Origin of the sequence: Aeromonas molluscorum 848 (genome assembly GCF_000388115.1) — a bacterium.
Taxonomy (GTDB): Bacteria; Pseudomonadota; Gammaproteobacteria; order Enterobacterales; family Aeromonadaceae; genus Aeromonas; species Aeromonas molluscorum.
Window position 1 is genome coordinate 1 of record NZ_AQGQ01000254.1, and the last position, 3,060, is coordinate 3,060.

A 3,060-nucleotide genomic window follows, 5' to 3' on the forward strand; every position below is an offset into this window, starting at 1 on the left:
GGATGGCACGGCACTGCCCATTGAATATACCGACGCCACCTGACTCAAGGCGAACCGGTCCCCGGAGCGGGCACCGGCTCTTCTTTGCTATCAGGCTGAGGTATCGAGGGGGTCGAAGCCCTTGATGAGGTCATCGATCGCCTTCATCTGCTTGAGGAAGCCTTCCAGCTTCTCCAGCGGCAGGGCACTCGGACCATCGCAACGGGCCACCTTCGGATCAGGATGGGATTCGATGAACAGACCTGCCAAGCCGACCGCCATGCCGGCACGAGCCAGCTCGGTCACCTGATCACGACGGCCACCGGAGGCGGCACCCAGGGGATCCCGGCACTGCAATGAGTGGGTCACGTCGAAGATCACCGGATAGCCTCCCGTGCTCTTCTTCATCACGCCCAGACCCAGCATGTCCACCACCAGGTTGTCATAACCGAAGTTGGCGCCGCGCTCACAGAGGATCAGCTGATCATTGCCGCACTCCTCGAACTTGTCGGTGATGTTCTTCATCTGGCTTGGGCTCAGGAACTGCGGTTTCTTTATATTGATGACGTTGCCGGTGCGGGCCATGGCCTCCACCAGATCGGTCTGGCGCGCCAGGAAGGCGGGCAGCTGAATGACATCCACTACCTCGGCAACCGGCTTGGCCTGATGCACTTCATGCAGATCGGAAATCACCGGCATGCCGAAGGTCGCCTTGAGCTCCTGGAAGATCTTCATCCCCTCTTCCAGGCCAGGACCCCGGTAGGAATGGATGGAGGAGCGATTGGCCTTGTCCCAGCTCGCCTTGAACACAAAGGGGATGCCAAGCTTGCTGGTCACTTCCACGTACTTCTCGCACACCGCCATCGCCATGTCGCGGGATTCCAGCACGTTCATGCCACCGAACAGCACGAACGGTTTGTCGTTGGCTACATCGATGTCATTGATCTTGATATTCTTCTGTTCCATCTCAGGCATCCTTAAAGTGAAGAGGCTGGGGGCTTGCATCCAAGTCGGTCCGTTATGCCCTGGGCACACCGGTTTGATACTCTTCTGTTTCAGTTCCCAGGCCCCTTAAAGTGAAGGGGCTTGGGGCTTGAATCCAAATAAGTCCGCTGCGCCTTGGGCACACCGGTTTTGATTTTCTTCTGTTTCAGTTCCCAGGGGTCCTCAATGGAGGGGCTTGGGGCTGAGATCCAGAGCGGCCAGCTGCATCTTGAGCACATCGGCCACCGGATCGTCCGGGCATTGTTCAATAAAGTATTCAAAGTCCTCGGCGGCGAAACGCGGGCAGTCAAGCTGCTCATAGATGAAACCTCGATCCCGCGTCTCCATCGGATCACCGGGTTTCATGCGCAGCAACAGCTCGCTGGCACGGAGCGCCTCGGCCATGCGATTCTCGCGCAGCAAGGCACTCTTGCTGACATTGATCAGCCGTTCGATGATCTCCCACTGCCCCGAAGAAGGTTGCAGATGATCCGGTTTCAGGGTCGCCAGGTTACCGAGGGAGCCACGCAGTAACAGTTCGATACGGCTGTGGCTCAGCACCTCGCCATTGAAGGGATCGACATAGACCTCCCCCTCATCACCCGCAAAACTCACCAGGAAGTAACCGGGGAAGCAGATCCCTTCCACATCCAGCCCCACACGTCTGCCAAGCTGGATCAACAATATGCCGAGGCTGACCGGTATCCCCTGGCGCTGCTCCAGCACGGTGGCAATGTCGCTGTTGCCAGAGGAGAAAAAGTCCTGCCAGTCGCCGTGAAACCCCAGACTCTGGTAGAAACCATGGATCAGCTGAGTGCGCACCTCGTCGGCGGTGCCTTCCTGGAGTGTTTCATTGAGCCACTCGTCGAGCAGCTCCAGTTCGCGCAGGGATCCTTCCCCATTATGCTCATTGATCTCCTCGCTGACGCTCAGGGCCAGCAAGGCGAGATCCTGGGCCTCAAAATCGGTCCACTCATCGATGCGAAACATCAGGCTATTCCCCTAGGTAGCAGACCGCTGGTCGTAAGCAGCGAGTCGGTAACCTCAGTCCATTTATCAATACCGGGCATCATGGGCCTTAACCAAACAGCGTTGAGTGCTTGAGTATGGCCAGCTTGGCCACGAAATAGACCCATCCCAGTGTGCCCAAAAAGGCAAACCAGCGGATCAGATTGCCACGGGCCAGACGCAGCGCCATCAGTCCCAGGAAGGCAACCACCAGAATGGATACCAGCTTCTCGCTGAGCCAGGGCACGACATTATTGAACGGATTGAGGTCCAGCACCATGCACAGGGCCACGCCGGTGAGCACCACCAGGCCATTGCACCAGCCACTCAGTTGCAGGGTGCGGGGATCCCTCGCACGGCTAGACCCCGTTTGCTGCCGGTAGAAGCGCAGTATGAACATCAGCACGGCGGCGGCGATGAGCAGCAGGTGAAGATGTTTGAGAGCAAAATACATCACTTATTCCTTGAACAAGACAGGGGCCTGGCCCGCCATCAGTCATGAGGGTGCCAGCAACCCAGGGTCACTCGCTCGTTATCGCCATAATCGCGTATGGTCGCCACCCTCTGATAACCCTGCTGCAACAGCAGGTTGCGCACCGCCTCCCCCTGGGTCCAACCGTGTTCGAGCAGCAGCCAACCTCCCGCGAGCAGATAGTCCGGGGATTGCGCCACTATCTGGCGCAAGTCAGCCAGCCCCTGCTCGTCGGCGACCAGTGCCGAGCGTGGTTCGAAGCGCACATCACCCTGAGCCAGATGTTCGTCATCCGGATCTATATAGGGTGGGTTGGAGACAATAAGGTCGAAACGCGGCGGCGCCGCCAATTCGGCCAGAGGGGCAAACCAGCTGCCCGCCAGCAGTGTCAGTGGCAATGACAAGGCCCGGCTGTTCTCCCGGGCCAGGGCGACGGCATCGGGCATCAGATCCAGGGCCCAGATATCGTCACCGGGACGCTCTGACTTGAGCGCCAGCGCGATGGCGCCGGTGCCGGTGCCAAGATCGAGCAGGCGGCAAGGCCCGGCGGGCAACCGGGAGAGCGCCTGTTCGACCAGTAGCTCGGTATCCGGACGCGGGATCAGCGTCGCCGGGCT

At 59.3% G+C, this 3,060-nt stretch carries 4 protein-coding genes; all 4 read right to left on the minus strand.

Features of this window, described 5'->3' with window-relative positions; translation table 11 throughout:
* Positions 1–90 precede the first annotated feature (90 nt).
* Positions 91–945 (minus strand): 3-deoxy-8-phosphooctulonate synthase, encoded by an 855-nt coding sequence (gene kdsA / locus G113_RS19580; protein WP_005911759.1) that lies wholly within the window; start codon positions 943–945, stop codon positions 91–93.
* 201 nt (positions 946–1,146) lie between these two features.
* The gene (locus G113_RS19585) at positions 1,147–1,953 is read right to left on the minus strand and encodes a SirB1 family protein (protein WP_005911765.1); all 807 of its coding nucleotides are present in this window, start codon (positions 1,951–1,953) and stop codon (positions 1,147–1,149) included.
* An 88-nt stretch (positions 1,954–2,041) separates the two neighbouring features.
* Positions 2,042–2,425, minus strand: a complete 384-nt coding sequence (locus G113_RS19590; RefSeq protein ID WP_005911770.1) for a SirB2 family protein — start codon at positions 2,423–2,425, stop codon at positions 2,042–2,044.
* Between the two features lie 38 nt (positions 2,426–2,463).
* The coding region (gene prmC / locus G113_RS19595) for a peptide chain release factor N(5)-glutamine methyltransferase (protein ID WP_005911773.1) at positions 2,464–3,060 on the minus strand (597 nt) is incomplete at its 5' end.

What these genes read in the sequence shown, in the direction of transcription:
- G113_RS19585 (WP_005911765.1), bottom strand. Translation starts at nt 1,953, where the DNA reads ATGTTTCGCATCGATGAGTGGACCGATTTTGAGGCCCAGGATCTCGCC.
- kdsA (WP_005911759.1), bottom strand. Translation starts at nt 945, where the DNA reads ATGGAACAGAAGAATATCAAGATCAATGACATCGATGTAGCCAACGAC.
- G113_RS19590 (WP_005911770.1), bottom strand. Translation starts at nt 2,425, where the DNA reads ATGTATTTTGCTCTCAAACATCTTCACCTGCTGCTCATCGCCGCCGCC.